The organism is Streptomyces achromogenes, assembly GCF_030816715.1.
Classification (GTDB): domain Bacteria; phylum Actinomycetota; class Actinomycetes; order Streptomycetales; family Streptomycetaceae; genus Streptomyces; species Streptomyces achromogenes_A.
The window spans coordinates 480,971-500,065 of the sequence record NZ_JAUSYH010000001.1; the positions used below are offsets into that span (position 1 = coordinate 480,971).

The window sequence follows — 19,095 nt, forward strand, 5'->3', positions numbered from 1 at the left end:
GGTCCCGCACCCCTCAGTCGTCGCGCAGCGCCTTGTGGATCTCACCGAGCGAGCCGGTCAGTCGCCGGTAGTCGCCCGGAGGAACCGGCGTGACGAAGTACCGCTCGACGACCTGCGCGTGCACCTCTGCCGCCCGCAGGAAGACGGAGCGACCGTGGCCGGTGACCTCGACCAGCACACTCCGGCGGTCCTCGGGTGACGGCACGCGGCGGGCGACGGCGGCCTCTTCCATGCGGTCGATCAGACGCGTGACGCCGCTGCTGGTCAGGGTGAGGTCGTCGGCGAGCACGCGTTGGGTGACCTCTTCGTCCGGCCGGCGGCAGAGCCTGATGAGGACCTCGAACATGGTGTGGCTGATCCCGCACTCCCGCCGCAGGGCGCTGTCGATCCGCTGTTCCAGCCGGGTGGCGGCCTTGATCAGCAGCCCGAAGTCCTGCACGAGCGAGCTGTTGGCGGCGCGGGCGGCTTCGTCGCCCGGCCGGTCGGCCGCATCCACGTGTCGACGTCCTCTCCTGCCGAAGACCCCTCCTGACAAGGGTCCCTCACTCCCCGACTTTACTGCCCGCTCACCTACCGATGTCTCAATTGCTGAGCAGTCAATTGCTGAGCAGTCAGCAAAACCCTACGATGTGGCCCACCACCTCGCAGCATCAGGAGAAAGGGGACACGTCCATGGACCTGCAGCACTGGCTCGGCCGGGCGGACCACGCCATACAGGAGTGGGCCGACACCTACAGCCCGTACGCGCCGCACCCTTCCCTGCACGTCGACGACGAGCGTTTCGCCTCCGCCTTCGAGGCGCTCACCGGCCGGCTGACGAAGGACAACTACCCCTTCTTCCACCCGCACTACGCGGGCCAGATGCTCAAGCCCCCGCACCCCGCCGCGGTGGTCGGCCACCTCACCGCCATGCTGATCAACCCCAACAACCACGCCCTGGACGGCGGCCCGGCCACCGCGGCGATGGAGCGCGAGGCCGTCGCACAGCTCGCCGCCATGTTCGGCTACGACACCCACCTGGGCCACCTCACCACCAGCGGCACGATCGCCAACCTCGAGGCCCTCTTCGTCGCCCGGGAGCTCCACCCCGGCCGCGGAGTCGCCTACAGCGCCGAAGCCCACTACACCCACGGCCGCATGTGCCACGTCCTCGGAATGAAGGGCCACCCGGTCCCCACCGACGAGGAGGGCCGTATGGACCTCGACGCCCTGGAGGACGTCCTGCGCAGCGGAGACGTCGGCACCGTCGTCCTCACCGCGGGGACCACCGGCCTCGGCGCCGTCGACCCGATCCACCGGGCGCTCGCCCTGAGAGACCGCTACGGCGTGCGGCTCCACGTCGACGCCGCCTACGGGGGCTTCTTCACCCTGCTCGCCGGCGCCGACGGCCCCGAGGGGCTCGCGCCGGAGCCCTGGCGGGCGATCTCCCGGTGCGACTCGATCGTCGTCGACCCGCACAAGCACGGACTCCAGCCCTACGGCTGCGGGGCCGTCCTCTTCCGCGACCCCGAGGTGGGGCGCTTCTACCTGCACGACTCGCCCTACACCTACTTCACCTCCACCGAGCTCCACCTCGGCGAGATCAGCCTGGAGTGCTCGCGGGCGGGCGCCTCGGCCGCCGCGCTGTGGCTCACCTTCCGCCTCATCCCGCCCACCCCCGCAGGTCTCGGGCGCGTGCTGGCAGCCGGCCGCCGGGCCGCACTGCGGTGGGCCGACCTCATCTCGCGGTCCGACGTGCTGAAGCTGTACCAGCGGCCCGAGCTGGACATCGTCGGGTACTTCCCGGCCGTGGAACCCGCCGCCCTGTCCGCCGTCGACGCCGCGTCCGCGCGGGTACTCACGGACGGGATGAGCGACCGCGATCCGGTGTTCCTGAGCACCCTCAAAGCCGGCCGTGAGGCGTTCGCGGTCCGCCACCCCGAGATCACCGCGGACGTCGAGGGCGCGCGCATTCTGCGCAGTGTCCTGATGAAGCCGGAATCAGAGCACCATGTCGAACGTCTCCACGACCGGGTGGAACAGCTCGCACGGCCGCGCTGACCGAAGCGTGCGAGCGCTACGGGTCCGGTTGCCGCCGCTACCCGCCGGCCGACGCCGCCCGGCACCGCTACGCCGACGGACGCTCCCCCGCCCTGGAGCCGTGCGCCCGCTCGACGACGGGCAGGGTCTGCGCGGGCGCGCGCAGCGCACGTCGCAGACCCTGGCTCAGGGGGCTTCGACCGAACTCAGCCGGATCCAGGCTGTGGTCGCGCCTCGTCCGCGACCTGCCTGCCCGACTCCCGCGCCTGGTCCGTCACCTGCGCTGCCTGGTCGCGGGCCTCGTCCTGGGTGATGCGGGCAGCCTCCGCAGCGGTGTCCTTCACCTGTTGCGCCGCACCCTGTGCGGCCTCCCTGGCTCCCTCCTTCAGGTGCTGCGCGGATTCGAGGGCTGCCTCCTTGACCGGCTCCAGCGCCTCGCCGCCACGCGACATGAGGTCGGCGGCCTTCTCCTGCTCCACCTCGGACGCGGGCAGCAGCGAGGACGCCAACAGGCCCGCACCGAAGGCGATCAGACCGGCGGCCATGGGGTTGCCCTGCGTCCCGCGCATCGCCTGATCGGGCGCCTGCCGAAGCGCCTCGCCCGCCTGGTCGGCCATGTCGCGGGCCGTGCCGGCCGCCTGCTCGGTGCCTTCCTGCACGGAACCGGCCGTCGTCCGCGCGGTGTCCTTGACTCCCTGTGCGGTGTACGACGCCGTTCCCATGACGCGCTCACGCATCCCCGAGACAGCACCACGCATCCGCCGGGTGCGACGACGGACCACTCTCCGGGGGCTGGCCCGGTTCGCGAGCCGGTCGACGTCCGCGGACAGCCGGCCCCGAGTGGCATCGATCTCGGCCCTCATCCGGTCGGGTGACGTGCCCATTGCGCATTCTCCTTCATGGTCTCGACTGTCTGTTCCGGTTTGGGTGCGACCGTGCGCATGCCCGTCCTGCCGCGCTGATACAGGACGGCCGCGATCACCGCCCACACGGCGGCGACGATCAGGGCGGCCCAGCCCGTGTCGATCACGTTGGCCAGGCCGAACACGGCGGCCAGCGACAGGAACAGGAGAACCATGTAGCCGGCGAACCCGGCGCCGCCGAACATGCCGGCCGCCTTGCCCGCCTTGGTCGCCTCCTGCTTGACCTCGACCTTCGCCAGTTCGACCTCCTGTCGGAACAGGGTCTGGAGGTCCGACGTCACCACCGAGAGCAGCTCACCCATCGAGCCCTCGTCGGTCTGCGGCGCCACCGAGCGGTACGGGACGGAGGTCATCGCTCACACCCCCCGGCCCGGCCGGTCCGGCGCCTCACCCGGTGCCACGCCGACGGACGGCGGGAACCGTGGGGGAGCCGGCTGCACCGCGGACGCCTGCTCCCGCATGGCGCCCGGCGAAGCAGCGGACGAAAGCGCGGCCGTTCCCCGGTCACCCAGCGCCGCCCGGTCCGGGGCTTCGCCGTTCCGCTGCCTTTCCGCCCCGTTGGACCGGTCGGCCTTGGCCGCCACCTTCACCAGTCGTCCGACGGCGAATCCCGCCAGCAGCGCGCCGCCGAGAAAGGCCGCGGGCCGGCGGCGGGCGAAGTCCTGCACATCACCGAGGACGCCGTCGACTCCCTGCTTCTCCAGATAGTCGGCCGCCCGATGCCCACCGTCGGCGGCCTGCGCCGCGAGACTTCGGGCAGGCGAGTCGCCCTGCGCGTTGTCGGCCAGTCCCGCGAGGTCGTCCGCCCATTGGTGCAGCGTCCCGGCGGCCCGCCTGGTCTGCCCCTCGGCCTCGTCCATCGCGCGGCTGCGCAGATCGTCGACGACTGTGCCGACCTGCTGCCGCGCCTCCCCGGCCACAGCCCTGGCCTGCTCCCTGGCCGTATCCGCCACCTGTCCGGCGGCCTGCTGAGCCTGTCCGGCCGTGGCCGAGGCCTCCGCCCTGGCCGTCTCACCGGTCTGCTGCAACCGCGTGGTATCGCCCTGCGCTGCCTCACTCATCAGCCACTCCTCCTCGCATGTCCCAACGGGTATTTGCCGTATATGCACACGAGTGTCTGTTTTGCACCTATGTACACCTCTGGAAGGCGAGAATTGTGGAGGCCGGGATTCCGGGACGTCGCCAAGCGGGCGTCAGGACGTGGGGATCGGCGTCGCCTGCCGTGTCGGCGTCGGCGTCGGCGTCGGCGTCGGCGTCGGCGTCGGCGTCGGCGTCGGCGTCGAGGAAGGGGATGCGTCGGCGAGGTCCGCTCCGCACTCGGCGCGCAGGGCGGCGGTCGTCACGACGGGCGGCGGCCCGCGGCGTCATCGCCGGGCGGGTCCGCGAGGACGATGCGGGCGATGACGCGTTTGCCGTCCGGCTGCCGCTCGACGACGAGCTCATGGGCGACGGCCTGGACGATCTCCAGGCCGTGCCGGCCGATCCGGCCGGGGTCGGCGGCCTCCACCGTCGGCACGGTGCGATCGCTGTCCCGGACCGCGACCTCCACCATGGCTCCGGTGACGCGCAGCCGCATCAGGGCCGGTCCCGGCGCGTACTTGCGGACGTTGGTGACCAGCTCGCTGACCACCAACTGGGTCAGGTCCATCGCGCGCGAGGAGACGTCCACACCGCGTTCGTCACGGGCCCGCTTCAGGAAGTCGGCGGCGTCCCGACGGGCCTGCGCGATGCACCCGTCACCTCCTGACAGGGCGTACCCCGCCTCGATCAGGTCAGTGCCGGGCCCCGTGCCGCCCTCGTCGTCGGATCGCGTTTCCACCAGGCATCGTCCTTCTGCTCCCCACTCACGGGTGTGCGTGTACCCGCCACGTTGTCATGCATGTAGCGGGCCGTGTTCTTCGGCACAGCCGGTCGGGAGCGTTCGGCTGGGACCGTGCGGCAGAATTGCTCTCACAGACGCTGCCCCGGCAGCCTAGGTGCGATTGAGGAAACGGTGACTGACAACCAGGAAACGGGCCGATCCGACCGGCTGTCCGTCGAACACGCCAGCGTCGGCGACATCCGTGTCGTGATCCTGCGCGGCGAGATCGATCACGACGTCAAGGACGCGCTGAGCGAGGCACTGCTGTCCCGGAACGATGATCAGAGGCACCGGATCGTGGCGGACCTCAGCGGCGTGACCTTCCTGGACTCCAGCGGCATCAACGTGTTCGTCCAGGTTCACCAGCGGGTGAGTGCCGGCGAGGGGTGGCTGCGTCTGGCCGCCGCCCAGGAATCGGTGGCGCGGGTCGTCCAGCTCGTCGGCCTCGACGCGGTGCTCTCCTGCCACAGCACCGTCGAGCAGGCGCTCACCGCCTGATCGCCGCTCTGCCCTGCCGGCCGCCCCGGGCCGCCCGCCGCGCGCGGGCGGCCCGGGGCGTGAGGCCGCGGATCAGGATTCGGCCTGCGGCCGGTGGCCGGCGGCGCGGTCGGCGTCGAGTCCGGCGACCAGGCCCCGCAGGACCGGCCCGTACTCGGGATGAGCGAGCGCGAACGCCATCTGCGCGACGAGGTAGTCGGCCGGGTTGCCGGTGTCGTACCAACGCCCCTGGATGACCTGCCCGTACACCGCGCGGGTGGCGGCGTAGGCGTTGATCGCGTCGGTCAGGTAGACCTCGCCGGTCCGGTGCTCGTACCAGCGCCGGGTCTGCTCGCGCAGTTCGTCGATGATGCCGGGGGTGACGACGTAGCCGCCGATGGCCGCGTACGACGACGGGGCGTCGGCGGGCCGGGGTTTCTCGACCAGGCCGGTGATCCGCAGGGTGCCGCCGCCGAGGTCCTCCTTGACAATGGGCACGCCGTAGCGCTGGGAGTCGCCCGGGTCCATCGGCAGCAGGGCCAGGACCGGACACCCCGTCAGTTCGTAGGCGCGGATCAGCTGTTGCGCGCGGGGCACCTCCGCCACGAAGACGTCGTCGGGCCACAGCACCAGGACGGGCTCGTCGCCGAAGGCGCGGGCGGCGTTGAGGACGGGGGTGCCGTTTCCGTACGGGCCGTGCTGGTCGAGGTAGGTGATGTGGCCCCGCCGGGCCAGCTCGGCGACCTCCTCCACCGCGTCCGCGTAGGCCGTCTTGCCGTCCGCGCGAAGTTGGGCGACGAGGGCGGGGTTGGGCCGGAAGTGGTCCTGGATGAGGCTCTTGCCGCCGGAGACGACGATGGTGATGTCGGTGATCCCCGAGTCCACCAGCTCGCGCACGGTGTGCTCGATGACCGGCTTGTCGCCGACCGGGAGCATTTCCTTGGGGGTCGCCTTGGTCAGGGGCAGCAGACGGGAGCCCAGTCCGGCGGCAGGGATCACTGCCCTGCGGATCGTCGGGGACATGCGGTCTCTCTCGGTCGAGCGGCACACCGTACCGGCCGGCACGGCACAGCCGACGCTACCAACGCCCGCCACCGCCGCCGCCCGGACGCCGCCTCCCGCCGGCCGTTCACGACGGGTTCAGCACCGGCGGGATCCGAGGGTCGGTCACCGCGGAACATCCGATCGCGTCGGGCGCCCGCCCCTGCCACCCGGCGGGTACGGCCTTCGGGGGAACTCCGGGCAAGGTGCTCCCGAGGAATCCGCACAGGGACGTTTGTTCGGGCGCGGACGGTGCACACGAGAAGCTAACACTGTCCTTATACGAGGAAGCGGAGACACATCATGGGCATCATCGCGTGGATTGTCATCGGCCTGCTCGCCGGCGCCATCGCCAAGGCCTTGATGCCGGGCAAGGACCCCGGCGGCATCATCGTCACCATGCTCATCGGCATCGTCGGCGGTCTGCTGGGCGGCTGGCTCGGAAAGGTGATCTTCGGCGTCGACTCCATCGACGGGTTCTTCGACCTCTCCACCTGGATCGCCGCGATCGTCGGCTCCTTCATCCTGCTCGCCCTCTACCGCCTCGTGACCGGCAACCGGCACTCGCACCGCCACGCATGACCTGCCGATGACGTACGCGCCCGGGCGCGTGAACGGCTCCCCCCTGCTCGCGGGGTGGGAGCCGTCGGCGTACCCGGCCCCGCTCCTCCCGCCCCGTCGGCGGGGCGCATCAGGAACGTCCGGGAAGGCCCGTCCCGCGGACCGGGCGAGCCCATGGCGAAAAAAGCCGAAGGGACCCGGCGGTGTGCCGGGTCCCTTCTTCTCGTAGCGGGGACAGGATTTGAACCTGCGACCTCTGGGTTATGAGCCCAGCGAGCTACCGAGCTGCTCCACCCCGCGTCGGTGATGCCACTTTACACGGTGGCGTCGGCGGGGCGGTACTCAGCCGTGCGGCGGTGTCAGCCGCGGACGATGTTCTCGGCCTGAGGTCCCTTCTGGCCCTGGGTCACATCGAAGGTGACCTGCTCTCCCTCCACCAGTTCCCGGTAGCCGTTGCCGGAGATGTTGGAGTAGTGGGCGAAGACATCCGGTCCGCCGCCGTCCTGGGCGATGAATCCGAAGCCCTTTTCGGAGTTGAACCACTTCACGGTGCCGCTGGCCATGCTGCTTGTCCTTCAGTTCTCGCCGGGGTTCCCGGCTGGTCCGTGTACGGGGCCTGTCCGTGAACGGGAGGCACCCGGCTCCGTTCTACCCCGCCGACGCCGGGGTTATCCGACTATTGCGCCGGTCGCGGCGCGTCGTGTGCCCGAGCGGGTGACGGCGGCGAGGACCGGCTGCTGCCCGGCTACGGCTGGATCTTCGGCATGGGCGACGGGACGTCGAACGTCGGCAGCCCGGAACCGCCCTGCTCCGCCTCCGACGGCTGCGCCTCGGTCCGCTCACCGCCCGAGCGTTTGCGGTGCCGGGCGCCCCGGCGGGCCAGCCAGAGTGACGGCCGTGGCCGCGGGGGCCATTTCGCCATGATCGCGGACACGATGATCCCCGAGGCCTTCGATGACGCCCACCTGGCCATCGGGCTGATCACCGTGAGCGGTTCCTCGTGCCCTTCGCCCTCTCCCACGCCTGACCCCGCGAGCGTCCGCCTGACGGCGGGCGTCCGAGCGCCGCGGTCGACGGTCCTGGCAGACCGGCCACCACCGGGAGTGAGGGGACCTCAGGTGAAATACAGCGAAGCCTTGTCCAGGACGTGGCGGCTGAACATCCCGCCGTACACGACCCTGCCGCGGTACATGGTGACCCTGCTGACCCCCGACCCCGAGGTCTCCACCGTGAGGGGCCGCCCGATCAGGGACGTCCCGAGGATCCGGGCGTCCGCCGCCGCCCAGGTCCGGGCGGCCGGCTGGACGGCGCCGCTGACCAGGGCGGGCAGGACCATCGCCGCGTTGCGGGCACCGGACATGCCGCTGCGGATGCTCTTCGCGTAGTCCATGGCCCACCCCGTGAACTGGGCCATCGACGCTTCGTCCACCGCGGGGACGGCCGCGGCGAAGACGAACAGTTCCACCTTCGTGCCGAACCACCGCGCCTTGCGGTCCGCCCGGCTCCCGATCACCACGGGGCAGTCACGCCAGCCGGCCGCGGTCACCGCGCATCCGTCGGACGCCAGCCGTCCACGGAGCGCCTCCAGATAGGCGTCGGCCGGGCCGGCCGGTGGCACCCCATCGGTTCGCTGCTGAGTCATACGCGAGCCCTCCCCCGTCCGTGTCGCAGGCCGTCCGGCCGGCCCCGGCCGGTCGGACGTCAGCCCATGATCGCGCCTGAAGGGGGCCGCGTAAATACGGGGAGCCTTGCCGTCGGGCCGCGCCCGCGCGGAGACCCAGGATCCGAAGCCTCTCCCGGCCCGGGTCCCCGCCGTCATGCCGTCATGTCGTCATGTCGTCATGCCGTCATGCCGTCATGCCGTCAGGAGTGGACGATACGGCGTACGTTCTCCACGTCGCCGCAGCCTGCCTCGAGCTGCCGCTTCCGCTCCTCCAGGAACGCCTCGCCGAGCTCCTCGCGGCGTTCCATGGCGGCGTTCTCGCGCGCCCCGTTGAGGATCGTGCGCTCCTCCTCGTCGGCGTGGTGGGTGACGGCCTGCACGAGCTCTTCGAGCTTCTCGTCCCACTCCTCGGAGCCGACCTCGTCGACCTCCAGGAGTTCGAGGAGCGCCTTGTTGCCCTCCTCGTGCTCCTCCTCGCCGTGCTCCACCTCTTCGTCGTCGATCTTCTTGTAGCGCTTGAGGGCGGGGTACACCTTCGCCTCCTCCGCCAGCGCGTGGGCGATCAGCAGGTCGGCGAACTCCCGCAGCGCGGCCGCCCGGTCGGCTTCGACGCTGCGCATCAGGCGAAAGAGGTCTTCCATTCTTCGGTGGTCCCGGAGAATGAGTTCGACGACGTCTCGTGTCTCGGCCATGGAACGGGTTTCACTTTCGTACGAGGGAACCTTGCCGGATCCGACTACCCCCGCCCGCCGTCTTCAACAGTCGGGCTCAGATGCCCGCGCAGGCGTTCGAGCGCGGGCCCGCCCCTACGGACCAGGAACCAGGTCGCGCTCGTGCCAGGTGCCCGGCTTGCCGTCGAGGTCGGCCGGGCCCACCGCGACGAACCCTGCCTTCGCCAGCACCTTCCGGGATGCCGCGTTGCCGTCGGCGGTGGCCGCGCGCAGGGTGCGCAGCCCGTGGCGGGCGACCGACAGCCGGCACAACTCCCGCACGGCGGCGGTCGCCACGCCCCGGCCGGCGGCCTTCTGGGCGACCCGGTAGCCGAGTTGCGCGGAGCCGTTCTCGATGTCGACCAGATTGAACCGGCCGAGGACCGATCCGTCCTCCGCGACGAGCAGGTAGAAGGCGCAGCTGCCCGCGTCCTGCTCGGCCAGCAGGGCGCTGTGCCGGTCTGCGTACGCGTCGAAGAACGCGTCGCCGCGGTCGGGGATCGAGGCGGCGAAGTAGGCGCGGTTCCCCAGCTCGAAGGCCAGGACCGCCGGGGCGTGGTCGGCGTGCAGCCGTGTCAGCTCGGGCACCGCCCGACCCTACTCGAGCGGTGGGCCGGAAGCGCCGGGTTCGCGCGGCGGCACAGGGCCCCGTCGTCGCCACGCCTCCGCCTCACCCGGCATCCTCGGACACCTGCTTCGACCAGGCACTTCGTCAGCCGCGGTGAGTGGCAGTCCCGGTACGGCGGTGCCACCATGAAAGGAGCGGGGTGCGAGGCCCCCATCTCTGCTGCGGCGTCGGAGAGTACGCACCCGGGAACCTGAGCCGCGGCATCGAGACGCCTCGCGCCCCGGACGGGCGGCGCGGCCATGCTCGCGCATGATGTGCGGCCCGGACGCTCGCCTTCCAGGAGGGATCCACATGGCCAAGCGTCTGATTGTCTGCTGCGACGGCACATGGAACTTCGCCGACCAGCCCAGCAAGACGAACGTCACCAAGGTCGCCCTGTCCGTCAGCCCCCGGGACGGGGACATGGCGCAACGCGTCTACTACCACAGCGGTGTCGGCACGAACCGACGGGAGCGGTTGCGCGGCGGCGCGTTCGGCGTGGGGCTCTCCCGCAACATCGTCGACGCCTACCGCTTCCTGGTCGACAACTACGAGCCCGAGGACCAGCTGTACCTCTTCGGGTTCAGCCGGGGCGCGTTCACCGCTCGCAGTCTGGCCGGTCTGGTGCGCAACTCCGGCATCCTGCGCGCGGAGTACAGAGATCGAGTCGGTGAGGCCTGGACCCTCTACCGCAACCGCACGGAGCAGCCGACGGGCACGGCGTCCACGCTGTTCAGGCGCTCCTACGCGTACGAGACGGGCATCCGGTTCATCGGTGTGTGGGACACCGTCGGCGCCCTGGGCATCCCGATGCCCGCGTCGCGCCGGCTGGCGGCGGGCGCGAACCTGTTCAACCGCCGCTGGGCGTTCCACGACACCACGTTGAGCAGCTGGGTGCAGAGCGCGTTCCACGCGCTCGCCGTCGACGAACAGCGCTCGCCGTTCCCTCCCACCCTGTGGCAACAGCGGACCGTCACCGACGGCGAGGAGGCACTGCGTCGGCGCGGCGGCAACCCCCAGGAACTCAAGCAGGTGTGGTTCACAGGGGTGCACTGCGACATCGGCGGCGGCTACCCGGATGCGGCTCTGTCCGACATCCCGCTGCTCTGGATGGTCGGCGAGGCGACACGCTGCGGCCTGAAGTTCGAGGACACGGCGTTCAGGAGGCCGGAGCCGGGCGCGACGCCGTCCGGCGAGTCCACGGACATCAGGGTGGAGCCCGACGCGATGGGCGCCCTGCACGACTCGCGGACAGGCCTGTACCGGTGGGTTCCGCCGGTCCCGCGACCCATCGGCGAGACCGTCGACGGACGCGAGTTCGTCTCGGACACCGTTCTGCGCCGCCATGACGCCGACCCGGCCTACCGGCCGAGGAAGCTCACCGACTACCTCGGTGACTCGGACCCGCAGGTCGAGAAGATCCTGGGCGCGGACTGACCTGCGCGCGGACCGGTCGTCGACGACGGTACTGATCGCCTCCCCCGCACACCGGGTGCTCGACGGTGCGCGGAGCGTGCCCGGGTCATCGCACGTGGGCCGCTGTGAGCCGTGAGCGCCCGCCGGTCGGGTGCGGTCTCCCGCTGTTTCCGCGTTCGGGCGCGTGTCGCGGACACTGGACGGCAGGAGAGGGGAGGCCGACCGTGCTGACCACCGTCCGTGAACACCTCGGGCAGGCCCTGTTCCGCCGGGTCGCCGGCCCCGACGGGCCGACGACGCGGGCCCGCATCCACGACACCCCCGGACCGCGCTGGTTCGCGCCGGAGCGCCCGATCCGCACCGTCCACGGCGACGCCTCCATGTTCATCGGCGGGCTGAGCGCGCTGCTGCTGCAGTCCCTGCATCCCCTCGCCATGGCGGCGGTGGCCGGGCACTCCGGCTACCGTGGCGACCCGTGGGGCCGGCTCCAGCGCACCAGCACCTTCCTCGCGGTGACGACGTACGGCACCGCCGCGGACGCCCAGCGGGCGGTCGACCACGTCCGCGGCATCCACGAGCGGATCCGTGGGACGACGGCCGGGGGCATGCCGTACCACGCGGCCGATCCGCATCTGCTCGGCTGGGTGCACGCCGCCGAGACGGACAGTTTTCTGCGCGCCCACGAACGCTACGGCGCCGCTCCGCTGGACTCGGCCGGCTACGACGCGTACGTCGCCGACACCGCGCGCGTCGCCGAGGCGCTCGGTGTGAGCGACCCGCCGTGCGACCGGCGCGCACTGGCCGAGCGCCTGGCCTCCTACCGGCGGGAGCTCACGGCGACGCCGGAGGCCCGGGCCGCCGCCCGCTTCCTGCTGTTCCGGCCTCCCCTGCCCCTCGCGGTCCGGCCGCTCTACGGCGGACTGGCCGCGAACGCCGTCGCGCTGCTGCCGGACTGGGCCCGCGGCATGCTGTGGCTGCCCCGCGTCCCGGTCGTCGAGCAGTTCGCCGTGCGTCCGGCCGGCCAGGTCCTGACCCGCACCATCCGCTGGGCAATGACGCCACCGCCCCGGCCCGGGCCGGCCTGAGCGCGCCACCGGACGCCCGTCGCCGCCGTCCTCGCGGGTCCGGCGGCTCGCGGCGGATCACACGTCGATGCAGGTCATGGCCGCCCAGAGCAGGGGCGAGTACGCGATGCCGCCCTCGGTACGCCAGCGGTCGAGTCGCTCCCGCTGCCAGTCGGCGAGCCGGGCGACGGGGTCGGCGCTTTCGTGGGCGGTGTGGACGGCGATGACCGCCTCGGTCAGCGGCCGCACGGACTCGGGCAGTCCGGCCAGCCGGTGGAACGCGAAGCTGGTCGGCAGTGTCCAGCGGGTGGCGGTGACGACTTCCGCACCGTTGTGGATCATCGCCGTGGCCAGGCCGAACGACTCGGCGAAGCGGAGATCGCCGCCGCTCTCGCAGCCGATGAGGGCGACCCGCGGCGGCGCGGGCCAGATCCGCTCCCCCGGTTCTCCGTCGGCGCGCAGCGAGAGCGTGCCGAGGAGCAGATCCTTGGCGGAGAGCGGACGGTGGGTGCGGACCGTCTCGGTCAAGCCGGTGGTCTGCGGACCGCAGCACAGATGGAGCGTGCCGTCCTCGCTCTGACCGCCTTCCACCGGCGCGCCGCTGACGTGCCCGACGTACAGGAACGCGGCCGTGGCCCGGGGTTACCCGTGGGCGCTGGTGGGCTTCGGCGCGCTGCTCGCCGTCGTCACGGCGGCCGGCCCCCATCTGCGTACGGCGAGCTCCCGTGACGCCCTGCTGTCCTCGGCCGTGGCCGCCCCCACGCAGGTCGTGGCCGTCGCCAGGAACGTCTGCACCGACGGTGAGGGTGACGAGATCGTCGTCCACACCTCGGTCGTCTGCTTCACCACCCACGAGGGCATCAGGTCACCGTCCTCGTCCGGGACGGCATTCCCGAGCCCGGTCGGTCCCTGGGCCGCGAGCTCACCGTCCACTACGCTCCGTCCGACCCGGCCGTGTACACCTGCGATCTCGCGGCCGAGCGCCGCTCCAACGAGACGGCCGTCGGCGTGATCATCATGCTGTTCGTCGCGGGAGTGGCCGCGACCGTGGTGGGCGCGGCCCTGCTGTGACACCGGTACCGGCCGCGGGCGGCGCCCTGGTCAGGCGGTTGACCTCTGCTGTGCCGTGCCGCGCTGGTTGCGCAGTTCCTCGTTCATGCGCTGCGCCTCCTCGAGTTGGTCTTCGAGGATGACGATGCGGCAGGCGGCCTCGACGGGGGTGCCCTGGTCGACGAGTTCGCGGGCACGCGCCGCGATACGCAGTTGGTAGCGGGAGTAGCGGCGGTGACCGCCTTCGGAGCGGAGGGGGGTGATCAGGCGGTGTTCGCCGAGGGCGCGCAAGAACGCGGGAGTGGCGCCGAGCATCTCGGCCGCCCTGCCCATGGTGTAGGCGGGGTAGTCGTCGTCGTCCAGAGGGGCGACCGGGCGGGTACTGCGTGAGGGCATAGACCTCTTCTTCCGGGGGACGCGTCGGGGGGCCCGGGTGCCGTACCGGCACCCGGGCCCCGAGCTGTCAACACCATCTGCCGACCGACTGCGCCGGCACCTTGTTCCGCGAGGTCCGCCCGGAGGGGCGGGGCTGCGGGGATCGCTGCTGCGTGACCGGGGACCACCTTCCAATCCGGGGTCTGCGGTACCCGGGCGGACTTCCTCCGCGCCCGGGCGATCCTGATGGCGTCTGCTCCTTACTTTCGGCTACACGGTGACACTGCTACTGCTGGATACCGCGGGTACTGCTCGCGGCCCGGTGGGCCGCGTCCTTCTTGGACCGCATGTGCGGCAGTTCGTGTCTGCCGCACTCTCTCGACTTCCTGAGTACGAGAGAAACACTAACCCAGCAACCGATCCATGTCTACCGTCGCCAGCATAGATTTTCTTGATCGCCATTACCCGGTCTTCTGGCCAGGCCACACCCGGAAGACTGCCGTCACACCGCCGGACCCGGACCCGGAATCGGACCCCCGCGGACCCGGACCGCGCCCTCGGCGGCGATCAGGCCCCAGCCGTTTCCGTGCGGGACGGGCGACGGCGGACCCGGGCCGCGGTCGCGTCGCCCATCGCACCCCCACGGGCCCGGCGCCTGATGGATACTGGCGCTCCCCGACCGGCGGAACGAGGAGTAACGGCAAGTGACCCGCGACGATCGCACTGGACCGCCCAGCTTCGGCACCGAACGAGACATGCTGCGCGCCTTCCTCGACTACCACCGCGCGACCCTCGCCATGAAGTGCGAAGGGCTGACCGACGAGGAGCTGCGGCAGCAGTCGATGCCTCCGTCGACGCTCTCCCTGCTCGGCCTGGTGCGGCACATGGCGGAGGTCGAACGCGCCTGGTTCCGGCGGGTGTTCGAGGACAACGAAGCTCCCATGGTCTGGTCGGACGAGATCGACTTCCAGGCCGCCTACGACGCGAGCACGTCGACCAGGGAAGAGGCCTTCGGCGCCTGGCAGGCGGAGGTGGAGAACTCGCGCCGGGTCGAGCGGGCGGCCGAGTCCCTGGACCAGGCCGGCTACCAGCCGAGGTGGGAGGAGGAGGTGTCGCTGCGGATGGTGATGGTGCACGTGCTCCTGGAGTACGGCCGTCACAACGGGCACGCTGACTTCCTGCGCGAAGGCGTCGACGGCACCGTGGGCGCCTGAGCCCAGGAAAGACTTCACCCGGGAAACAGCGTCCGACCTCTCGACAGCTCCGGGGTAACCGGCGGTAACTTCTGGCGTGTTGCGACCACAATCGCTTTCCCTCCCCAGGAGGCACTCCCCCATGCGCAGACTTATCGCCTGCCTGACGGCCGCAGCCGCCGCCGTCGGCGCGCTCACCGCGGCCGCGCCCTCGGCGGCCGCGGCCGAATCGGGCGCGGCCGAATCGGGCGCGGCCGAATCGGGCGCCTTCAGCGTCCTGTCCTACAACGTCGCGGGCCTGCCGGCGATCATCTCCAGCGCCTCCACGCCCCGCGACACCAGCACCACGGCCATCGGCCAACGGATCGCGCCGTACGACATCGTCCACGCCCAGGAGGACTTCAACTACCACGCCCACCTCTACGCCGCCGACACCGCACACGCCTACCGCACCCCGACCAGCGGCGGCGCCGCCATCGGCAGCGGCCTCAACACCCTCTCGAAACTCCCCTACGACGCCGACGACTTCGAGCGGGTGCGCTGGAACACCTGCACCTATGGATCGGGCGACTGTCTGACCCCCAAGGGCTTCACGTTCATACGCGAGCGCCTCGCCGACGGCGTCTACGTCGACTTCTACAACCTGCACACCAACGCCGGCACCAACGACGACGACCTCGCCGCGCGCGCCGCCAACCTCGCCCAGCTCACCGGGTTCATCGCCACCCACTCCGCCGGCAACGCCGTCGTCGTCATGGGCGACACCAACACCCGCTACACCCGCTCCGGCGACACCATCGCCGAGTTCGGCGCCGCCAACAAACTCACCGACGCCTGGGTCCAGTTGGTCCGCGGCGGCACCCCGCCCGCCAAGGGCAGCGGCGACCTCGTCTGCGACCAGACCGGACCCACCGTGCCCAACACCTGCGAGGTCGTCGACAAGGTCCTCTACCGCGGCAGCAGACTGGTCACGCTCAACGCCACGTCCTACAACAACGAGCACGCCAAGTTCCTCACCGGCGACGGGCTCATGCTGTCCGACCACGACCCCGTCGGCGTCGGCTTCTCCTGGTCGCGCAACCCGGACCTCCAGCTCAGCGACCAGTTCGGCGGACCCCACGGCGACTACTACAACGACATCACCGGTGTCCCGGCCGGGGCCCGCGTCACGAGCGTCGCCCTGCGCACCGGCGCCCGCGTCGACCAGGTGAGCCTCACCCTCGCGGGCGGCACCACCCTCACCCACGGCGGCAGCGGCGGCACCGCCGCCTCCCTCACGCTGGGCGGCGACGAATACCTCACCACCGCCTACCTGTGCCAGGCCCAGAAGGACGGCCACACCCGGATCTTCTACACCAGATTCACCACCAACCTCGGCCGCACACTGGCCGGCGGGACCACGACCTCCACGTGCGTCACCCGCACCGCGCCCTCCGGCTGGCAGATAGCCGGGTTCCACGGACGGTCCGGCGACGCGGTCGACAAGATCGGATTCGTCTACACCCGGCGCTGAGCCGACCGCCGACGACCGGACTTCCGTAACGCGGTCTGCCGATCGGTGGCCCCGATCGACAGACCGCGCACGACGGGATCAGGGGCACCGAGCCGCTGCTCGAGCCACCGGCCGTCCGGCGGTGCAGCCCTACCGGACGGCAGTGGTCCCTTACGGCATCGACGGCATCCCGGCCACCGCCTTCGCCGTGGACGACGTCCGAGCGGAGTTCGACCGGCTGCGCGCATTCGGGGTGCGCTTCGCCCGGCCTCTCCGTCCCGCCGGGTGCCGTCACCACCCCGGCTTCAGCCCAGTCGGGCGAGTCGGCGCAGCAGTGCGCCGCGGCCCCGGTCCGGCACCGTCCACAGGGTCTGGCCGCTGACGCCCCAGCGTTCCAGCAGCGCGTTGGCGGCGAGGAAGCCGCTCGTGGCGGCGCGTTCCATGAGCGCCACCGGCAGGTCCGTGCGCACGAGGTCGCCGGCCACCACCAGGCCCGGGTCGCAGGTGCGCACGGTGGGCCGGTCGTCGTAGCCGCCGACCGGGAAGAGGGGGCAGTCGGCCCGCCACTCGTGCCGTTCGTCGACCACCCTCGCCGCGCGGGTCTCCGGATACACCCGGTGCAGTTGCTCCAGCAGCCGCTTCTGCTCCACATCGTGTGCCGGGCGGTCGGGCAGCGCGTAGGCGTGCAGTTCGACGACCGAGCCTGCGGTCCGGGAGGTCCAGCGCGCGGCCTCGCCCTCCCAGCGTTCGAGCACGCTGACGTTGTCGAGGGTCCCGTAGCCGCTGGTCCCGAGGAACCCCGGGCGGTCGGCGGCGACCGGGCGGTCCAGCCACAGGCGTGAGACGAGGAAGGGCGGCGCGGTGCGCAGCCTCGCCGTCCGCTCACGCCAGGCGGCGTCCGCCAGCTGCGGGGAGCGCGCGGCGAGCGACCTCAGGCCCGCCGCGTCCAGGGCCAGCACGGTGGTGTCGTAACGGTGCTGTGCGGCGTCGGCGGCGACGAGGAAGCCGCCGTCCGCGGTCGGCTCGACGGCCTCGACGGGGGTGCCGGTGCGCAGTTCGACGCCGTGGCCGCGCAGATAACCGGCGAGAGGATCCCAGAGGGCCGCGGGGAAGGGCTCGTCCGGCACGTCGAACAGCAGCCCCTCGGACGAGCCGAGGAAGTAGATGTGGAACATCAGCACCATCTCCGCCGCCGAGAGGTGACGGGGGTCGGCGAAGAAGCTCCGGGAGAAGACCTCGAACGCGAGGTGGTGGGCGGCCTCGGGGAAGCGGACCGACCGGAGGAAGTCGTGCGCGCTGACGTCGTCGAGTCGCGCGTAGACGTCGGGGACGCGCACGTCCAGCAGGGGCAACGCGGCGACCGGGTTCATGCGGGCGAGATCGCGGAATCCGAAGGTCGGGCTCAGGGCCACGAATCCGAGAGCGCTCCAGGGCGGGGTGCGCGGGACGTGCCGGAAGCTGTCGTGCAGGCCGTTTTCGTGCCGCAGCGGATAGTCGGGCAGCCCGCGCAGGCGCTCCAGCCCCGGATCGGTGCGGCGCAGAAGTCCGCGCAGGTTGTAGTACTGGCGGAAGAACGCGTGGAAACCTCGGCTCATGGTGACGTCGCTGCCGTCGGCGAGGACGGTGGGCCGGCCGGCGAGGCGTCCTCCCAGGGCGTCCTCGCGTTCGTAGAGCGTGACCCGCACTCCCCGTTCCGCCAGGGCCGTCGCGGCGGCCAGTCCGGCGATGCCGCCGCCCACGACCGCGGTCGTCGGACGACGGTCGCCGGTGAGCCGGGGCACGCCCGGCGCGGGGAGCAGGGTGCGGGCGCGCCGGTCCCGGCCGCGCCGGGGAGCGGTCGACCGCGGGGAGCGGGTCATCGGGCGTTCTCCGCGGCGGTGGGCGGGCGGCGGGCGACGACGGTGTGGGTGACGCCGGTCTGCCAGCCCGGCAGGGGCAGCACCCGCACGTCGCGCAGGCCGGCCGCGCGGACCCGGGCGGCGAAGCGGTCCGCGGTGTCGAACTCCACGACACTGCGCCACAGATGGCGGTAGAGGTCGCCGTCGCCGAGCACGGTGGCCACGGGCAGGACGAGGCCTCGGCACACGCCCGTCCACAGCGCGCGGTGAGCGGCGCGGCCGCTCAGGGTGTACTCGTGGACCGCCAGCCTGCCCCCCGGCGCGAGCACGTCGTGCACCGCCGAGAGCACGGCGTCGGGATCGGTGACGTTGCGCATGAGATAGGCGGCGAAGACCGCGTCGAAGGGGCCGTGCACGCCTGCCCCGGCCAGCCGCTCGGCGGGGGCCCGCAGGAACGTCACCCCGCTCCGCCACGGTTTGCCGGCGGCGCGCTCCAGCATGCCGGCCGAGGCGTCCACGGCGGTGATCTCGGCGCCGGGCAGGACGGCGGCCAGGGCGGCCGTCGAGGCGCCCGTCCCGCAGCCGAGGTCCAGTACGCGAAGGCCGGCGCCGCCGCGCGGCAGGCCGAGACGGCGCGCCGAGCGACGCAGCTGGCCGTGGTAGCCGGGGTTGACGGCGACCAGGGCGTCGTAGCTGCGGGAAGCGTGGTCGAACGCGGCGGCCAGGTCCTCGTCGCGCAGCAGTGTCATACGGTCTCCTCGGTCATACGGTCTCGTCGGTAGGGGTGCGCGCAACCGTGCGGAAC

23 protein-coding genes, 1 tRNA gene and 3 pseudogenes are annotated in these 19,095 nt (G+C 71.8%); 9 read left to right on the top strand and 18 right to left on the bottom strand.

What is annotated here, in order from left to right; all coding sequences use genetic code 11:
* Positions 1 to 13: 13 nt before the first annotated feature.
* Positions 14 to 496, bottom strand: a complete 483-nt coding sequence (locus tag QF032_RS02115) for a MarR family winged helix-turn-helix transcriptional regulator (RefSeq protein WP_307039483.1) — start codon at positions 494 to 496, stop codon at positions 14 to 16.
* Between the two features lie 176 nt (positions 497 to 672).
* On the opposite strand from QF032_RS02115, the gene QF032_RS02120 reads away from it, so the two are divergent.
* Positions 673 to 2,040 carry a pyridoxal phosphate-dependent decarboxylase family protein gene (locus tag QF032_RS02120; RefSeq protein ID WP_307054627.1) on the top strand — a complete coding sequence of 456 codons (1,368 nt, stop codon included), beginning with the start codon at positions 673 to 675 and terminating at the stop codon, positions 2,038 to 2,040.
* 185 nt (positions 2,041 to 2,225) lie between these two features.
* Here the strand turns inward: QF032_RS02120 and QF032_RS02125 are convergent, their stop codons facing one another.
* The 6 genes and pseudogenes from QF032_RS02125 to QF032_RS02150 all read right to left on the bottom strand — a co-directional run bounded on the left by QF032_RS02125 (position 2,226) and on the right by QF032_RS02150 (position 4,761).
* Positions 2,226 to 2,756 carry a hypothetical protein gene (locus tag QF032_RS02125; protein ID WP_307060561.1) on the bottom strand — a complete coding sequence of 177 codons (531 nt, stop codon included), beginning with the start codon at positions 2,754 to 2,756 and terminating at the stop codon, positions 2,226 to 2,228.
* A 66-nt stretch (positions 2,757 to 2,822) separates the two neighbouring features.
* Positions 2,823 to 2,903 (bottom strand): annotated as a pseudogene (locus tag QF032_RS02130) (DUF3618 domain-containing protein); the annotation flags it as partial.
* The gene (locus QF032_RS02135) at positions 2,879 to 3,295 is read right to left on the bottom strand and encodes a phage holin family protein (protein WP_307039486.1); all 417 of its coding nucleotides are present in this window, start codon (positions 3,293 to 3,295) and stop codon (positions 2,879 to 2,881) included. The gene QF032_RS02135 and the pseudogene QF032_RS02130, both read right to left, overlap by 25 nt.
* 3 nt (positions 3,296 to 3,298) lie before the next feature.
* Positions 3,299 to 4,003: a hypothetical protein gene (locus QF032_RS02140; protein ID WP_307054629.1), complete on the bottom strand. Its 705-nt coding sequence runs from the start codon at positions 4,001 to 4,003 to the stop codon at positions 3,299 to 3,301.
* 67 nt (positions 4,004 to 4,070) lie between these two features.
* Positions 4,071 to 4,310, bottom strand: coding sequence for a hypothetical protein (locus tag QF032_RS02145; RefSeq protein ID WP_307060563.1), 240 nt, complete (start codon positions 4,308 to 4,310; stop codon positions 4,071 to 4,073).
* Positions 4,282 to 4,761: an ATP-binding protein gene (locus QF032_RS02150; RefSeq protein WP_307054631.1), complete on the bottom strand. Its 480-nt coding sequence runs from the start codon at positions 4,759 to 4,761 to the stop codon at positions 4,282 to 4,284. The genes QF032_RS02145 and QF032_RS02150 overlap by 29 nt, the downstream gene beginning before the upstream one ends.
* A 174-nt stretch (positions 4,762 to 4,935) precedes the next feature.
* Here QF032_RS02150 and QF032_RS02155 point away from each other — a divergent pair, with 174 nt between their 5' ends.
* A complete protein-coding gene (locus tag QF032_RS02155; protein WP_306955382.1) occupies positions 4,936 to 5,301 on the top strand; it encodes an STAS domain-containing protein in 366 nt (121 codons plus the stop codon).
* A 72-nt stretch (positions 5,302 to 5,373) separates the two neighbouring features.
* Here the strand turns inward: QF032_RS02155 and QF032_RS02160 are convergent, their stop codons facing one another.
* Positions 5,374 to 6,303 (bottom strand): UTP--glucose-1-phosphate uridylyltransferase, encoded by a 930-nt coding sequence (locus tag QF032_RS02160; RefSeq protein ID WP_306955381.1) that lies wholly within the window; start codon positions 6,301 to 6,303, stop codon positions 5,374 to 5,376.
* Positions 6,304 to 6,624: 321 nt separating this feature from the next.
* On the opposite strand from QF032_RS02160, the gene QF032_RS02165 reads away from it, so the two are divergent.
* Positions 6,625 to 6,903 (top strand): GlsB/YeaQ/YmgE family stress response membrane protein, encoded by a 279-nt coding sequence (locus QF032_RS02165; RefSeq protein ID WP_057577098.1) that lies wholly within the window; start codon positions 6,625 to 6,627, stop codon positions 6,901 to 6,903.
* Between the two features lie 205 nt (positions 6,904 to 7,108).
* Here QF032_RS02165 and QF032_RS02170 read toward each other — a convergent pair.
* Together QF032_RS02170 and QF032_RS02175 are read right to left on the bottom strand one after the other, a co-directional pair.
* Positions 7,109 to 7,182 (bottom strand) — tRNA-Met (locus QF032_RS02170).
* A gap of 59 nt (positions 7,183 to 7,241) precedes the next feature.
* A complete protein-coding gene (locus QF032_RS02175) occupies positions 7,242 to 7,445 on the bottom strand; it encodes a cold-shock protein (RefSeq protein WP_307039491.1) in 204 nt (67 codons plus the stop codon).
* 316 nt (positions 7,446 to 7,761) lie between these two features.
* On the opposite strand from QF032_RS02175, the pseudogene QF032_RS02185 reads away from it, so the two are divergent.
* Positions 7,762 to 7,909: pseudogene (locus QF032_RS02185) on the top strand (ZIP family zinc transporter); the annotation flags it as partial.
* A gap of 87 nt (positions 7,910 to 7,996) precedes the next feature.
* Here QF032_RS02185 and QF032_RS02190 read toward each other — a convergent pair.
* The 3 genes from QF032_RS02190 to QF032_RS02200 form a co-directional block, all read right to left on the bottom strand.
* Positions 7,997 to 8,524 (bottom strand): hypothetical protein, encoded by a 528-nt coding sequence (locus QF032_RS02190; protein ID WP_307054633.1) that lies wholly within the window; start codon positions 8,522 to 8,524, stop codon positions 7,997 to 7,999.
* 221 nt (positions 8,525 to 8,745) lie between these two features.
* On the bottom strand, positions 8,746 to 9,237 hold the full coding sequence (locus QF032_RS02195) for a hemerythrin domain-containing protein (RefSeq protein WP_307054634.1): 492 nt from the start codon (positions 9,235 to 9,237) through the stop codon (positions 8,746 to 8,748).
* A gap of 114 nt (positions 9,238 to 9,351) precedes the next feature.
* On the bottom strand, positions 9,352 to 9,843 hold the full coding sequence (locus QF032_RS02200; RefSeq protein ID WP_307054635.1) for a GNAT family N-acetyltransferase: 492 nt from the start codon (positions 9,841 to 9,843) through the stop codon (positions 9,352 to 9,354).
* A gap of 331 nt (positions 9,844 to 10,174) precedes the next feature.
* Between QF032_RS02200 and QF032_RS02205 the strand changes: the two genes are divergently transcribed.
* Positions 10,175 to 11,299, top strand: coding sequence for a DUF2235 domain-containing protein (locus QF032_RS02205; RefSeq protein ID WP_307039497.1), 1,125 nt, complete (start codon positions 10,175 to 10,177; stop codon positions 11,297 to 11,299).
* Positions 11,300 to 11,502: 203 nt separating this feature from the next.
* Entirely contained in the window at positions 11,503 to 12,363 is an 861-nt protein-coding gene (locus QF032_RS02210; protein WP_307039499.1) for an oxygenase MpaB family protein, read from the top strand.
* Positions 12,364 to 12,420: 57 nt separating this feature from the next.
* On the opposite strand, the gene QF032_RS02215 is transcribed toward QF032_RS02210, so the two are convergent.
* The 3 genes from QF032_RS02215 to QF032_RS02225 all read right to left on the bottom strand — a co-directional run bounded on the left by QF032_RS02215 (position 12,421) and on the right by QF032_RS02225 (position 13,788).
* Positions 12,421 to 12,870 carry a hypothetical protein gene (locus tag QF032_RS02215; protein ID WP_307054638.1) on the bottom strand — a complete coding sequence of 150 codons (450 nt, stop codon included), beginning with the start codon at positions 12,868 to 12,870 and terminating at the stop codon, positions 12,421 to 12,423.
* 114 nt (positions 12,871 to 12,984) lie between these two features.
* Entirely contained in the window at positions 12,985 to 13,275 is a 291-nt protein-coding gene (locus tag QF032_RS02220; RefSeq protein WP_307054639.1) for a hypothetical protein, read from the bottom strand.
* A 168-nt stretch (positions 13,276 to 13,443) separates the two neighbouring features.
* Complete coding sequence (locus tag QF032_RS02225; protein WP_307054641.1) at positions 13,444 to 13,788, bottom strand: MerR family transcriptional regulator; 345 nt, start codon at positions 13,786 to 13,788, stop codon at positions 13,444 to 13,446.
* A gap of 683 nt (positions 13,789 to 14,471) precedes the next feature.
* Between QF032_RS02225 and QF032_RS02230 the strand changes: the two genes are divergently transcribed.
* The 3 genes and pseudogenes from QF032_RS02230 to QF032_RS40545 all read left to right on the top strand — a co-directional run.
* On the top strand, positions 14,472 to 14,981 hold the full coding sequence (locus QF032_RS02230) for a DinB family protein (protein ID WP_307054643.1): 510 nt from the start codon (positions 14,472 to 14,474) through the stop codon (positions 14,979 to 14,981).
* Between the two features lie 121 nt (positions 14,982 to 15,102).
* Positions 15,103 to 16,473, top strand: a complete 1,371-nt coding sequence (locus QF032_RS02235; RefSeq protein WP_307054645.1) for a jacalin-like lectin — start codon at positions 15,103 to 15,105, stop codon at positions 16,471 to 16,473.
* A gap of 97 nt (positions 16,474 to 16,570) precedes the next feature.
* Positions 16,571 to 16,834: pseudogene (locus QF032_RS40545) on the top strand (VOC family protein); the annotation flags it as partial.
* On the opposite strand, the gene QF032_RS02240 reads toward QF032_RS40545, so the two are convergent.
* Together QF032_RS02240 and QF032_RS02245 are read right to left on the bottom strand one after the other, a co-directional pair.
* A complete protein-coding gene (locus tag QF032_RS02240) occupies positions 16,758 to 18,311 on the bottom strand; it encodes an FAD-dependent oxidoreductase (RefSeq protein WP_307054647.1) in 1,554 nt (517 codons plus the stop codon). The pseudogene QF032_RS40545 and the gene QF032_RS02240 overlap by 77 nt on opposite strands.
* Entirely contained in the window at positions 18,308 to 19,039 is a 732-nt protein-coding gene (locus QF032_RS02245) for a class I SAM-dependent methyltransferase (RefSeq protein ID WP_307039513.1), read from the bottom strand. Before QF032_RS02245 ends, QF032_RS02240 begins: the two co-directional genes overlap by 4 nt.
* Between the last annotated feature and the right edge of the window lie 56 nt (positions 19,040 to 19,095).

Excerpts from the sequence above, each read along its gene's own strand:
- QF032_RS02120 (WP_307054627.1), top strand. The coding sequence starts at position 673 with ATGGACCTGCAGCACTGGCTCGGCCGGGCGGACCACGCCATACAGGAG.
- QF032_RS02125 (WP_307060561.1), bottom strand. The coding sequence starts at position 2,756 with ATGCGTGAGCGCGTCATGGGAACGGCGTCGTACACCGCACAGGGAGTC.
- QF032_RS02135 (WP_307039486.1), bottom strand. The coding sequence starts at position 3,295 with ATGACCTCCGTCCCGTACCGCTCGGTGGCGCCGCAGACCGACGAGGGC.
- QF032_RS02140 (WP_307054629.1), bottom strand. The coding sequence starts at position 4,003 with ATGAGTGAGGCAGCGCAGGGCGATACCACGCGGTTGCAGCAGACCGGT.
- QF032_RS02145 (WP_307060563.1), bottom strand. The coding sequence starts at position 4,310 with ATGACGCCGCGGGCCGCCGCCCGTCGTGACGACCGCCGCCCTGCGCGC.
- QF032_RS02160 (WP_306955381.1), bottom strand. The coding sequence starts at position 6,303 with ATGTCCCCGACGATCCGCAGGGCAGTGATCCCTGCCGCCGGACTGGGC.
- QF032_RS02165 (WP_057577098.1), top strand. The coding sequence starts at position 6,625 with ATGGGCATCATCGCGTGGATTGTCATCGGCCTGCTCGCCGGCGCCATC.
- QF032_RS02175 (WP_307039491.1), bottom strand. The coding sequence starts at position 7,445 with ATGGCCAGCGGCACCGTGAAGTGGTTCAACTCCGAAAAGGGCTTCGGA.
- QF032_RS02190 (WP_307054633.1), bottom strand. The coding sequence starts at position 8,524 with ATGACTCAGCAGCGAACCGATGGGGTGCCACCGGCCGGCCCGGCCGAC.
- QF032_RS02195 (WP_307054634.1), bottom strand. The coding sequence starts at position 9,237 with ATGGCCGAGACACGAGACGTCGTCGAACTCATTCTCCGGGACCACCGA.
- QF032_RS02205 (WP_307039497.1), top strand. The coding sequence starts at position 10,175 with ATGGCCAAGCGTCTGATTGTCTGCTGCGACGGCACATGGAACTTCGCC.
- QF032_RS02225 (WP_307054641.1), bottom strand. The coding sequence starts at position 13,788 with ATGCCCTCACGCAGTACCCGCCCGGTCGCCCCTCTGGACGACGACGAC.
- QF032_RS02235 (WP_307054645.1), top strand. The coding sequence starts at position 15,103 with ATGCGCAGACTTATCGCCTGCCTGACGGCCGCAGCCGCCGCCGTCGGC.
- QF032_RS02240 (WP_307054647.1), bottom strand. The coding sequence starts at position 18,311 with ATGACCCGCTCCCCGCGGTCGACCGCTCCCCGGCGCGGCCGGGACCGG.
- QF032_RS02245 (WP_307039513.1), bottom strand. The coding sequence starts at position 19,039 with ATGACACTGCTGCGCGACGAGGACCTGGCCGCCGCGTTCGACCACGCT.